This is a genomic window from Clostridium sp. HCP1S3_C6 (assembly GCF_052066735.1).
GTDB lineage: Bacteria > Bacillota > Clostridia > Clostridiales > Clostridiaceae > Clostridium.
Genome location: NZ_JBQHRN010000067.1, coordinates 1 through 1,485, shown reverse-complemented (window position 1 = coordinate 1,485; position 1,485 = coordinate 1). Strand labels below are relative to the sequence as shown.

The 1,485-nt window shown below is 28.8% G+C and carries 1 protein-coding gene; it reads left to right on the top strand.

Translation table 11 applies throughout. The annotated features are described in order from the left end of the window. A partial coding sequence (gene istA, locus ACTNAO_RS12740) for an IS21 family transposase (protein WP_441048084.1) occupies nt 1–1,384 on the top strand: 1,384 nt, incomplete at its 5' end. Nucleotides 1,385–1,485: the final 101 nt, after the last annotated feature.

Here is a 1,485-nt window from a genome sequence, read left to right as displayed (position 1 = left end):
TAGAGCAAAGCTCAAAGAATCGGATGAAGAATTACCCCAAAAGAAAACTAGACCTACTATACTTGATCCGTATAAAGAATATATACAAATTGAAGTTAATAAAGATATTCAAGCAAAAAGAATATTTGAAGATCTTGTAAGGGATTATGATTATCAGGGAAGTTATGATACTGTAAAAAAATATATTCACAGCATAAGAGAAAAGAAATCAAAAGTTTATATGGTTCTTAATACGCAACCTGGTGAAGAAGCTCAAGTGGATTTTGGTTATATTGGACTTTTAAATATTAATGGAAAAAAGAAGAAAGCTTGGATTTTTGTAATGACATTGAGTTATTCAAGATATATGTATGTGCAGATAGTTTTAGACCAAAAAGTACAAACATTTATTAATTGTCACAAAAATGCTTTTAAATATTTTAATGGAGTTCCTGAAATAGTTAAAATTGATAATCTTAAAGCTGCCATTCTAGAAGCAGATTTCTATGAACCCACAATTCAAAAGGACTATGCAGCCTTTGCCGCCTACTATGGATTCTTAGCACAACCGTGCAGAGTATATACTCCAACTGACAAAGGTAAAGTCGAATCAAATGTAAAATATGTCAAAAATAGCTGTTTTAAAGGAAGAAATTTTAAGGATATTGAAGAAGCAAAAGGATTTTTAGCAAATTGGTTAAAGGATACTGCCAATAAAAGAATACATGGAACTACAAAAAAAGTGCCATTTGAAGTTTTTTCTGAAATTGAAAAAGCTTGCTTAACCGCATTACCGAAGGAAGATTATATATTATCAAATAGTCAAATATGTCATGTTGCCACTAACTGTCATATATGCTATAAATCTAACTATTATTCTGTTCCATATGGATATGTTGGCAAGGATGTACAAGCTATTGAGATGAATGGTTTACTAAGAATTTATTCTGACAATAAAGAAATAGCCCTCCACACCATAGCAAATTGTGAAAAGGGCAAATTCTTAACGGACATTAACCACTATCCTCATAGTAAGAATATAACAATATCAGAGATATTGTCAACACAAAAAAATAAAATGCAAGAAATAGGTCCAGAAGCATTAAGATTCTTTGAATTATACATAAATGCAGATGTTTCTAATCGAAAATATGACTATAGAGCTATTTCAGGTTTGTTATCATTACAAAAAAATTATTCAAATGATTTAATAAATGCAGCTTGTTCAAGAGCAATATTATTTAATTCAATAACTTATAAAACTGTAAAGAATATATTACAAAAAAATATTGATACTTCAATAATTCCTTCTTCTAGTTATGTCAGTAATGAAGAAAACTCCTTTAAGAGGGATTTAAGTAAATATAATAAATTTTTAGAAGGAGGCACAAAGAATAATGAATGATTTAATTGCGACAAAATTAAAGTCACTAAAATTATCTGGAATTTCTAAAACATTTGATATTAGAAATGATGAAGCAATAAAGGAGGGGTTAAGCTATGTAG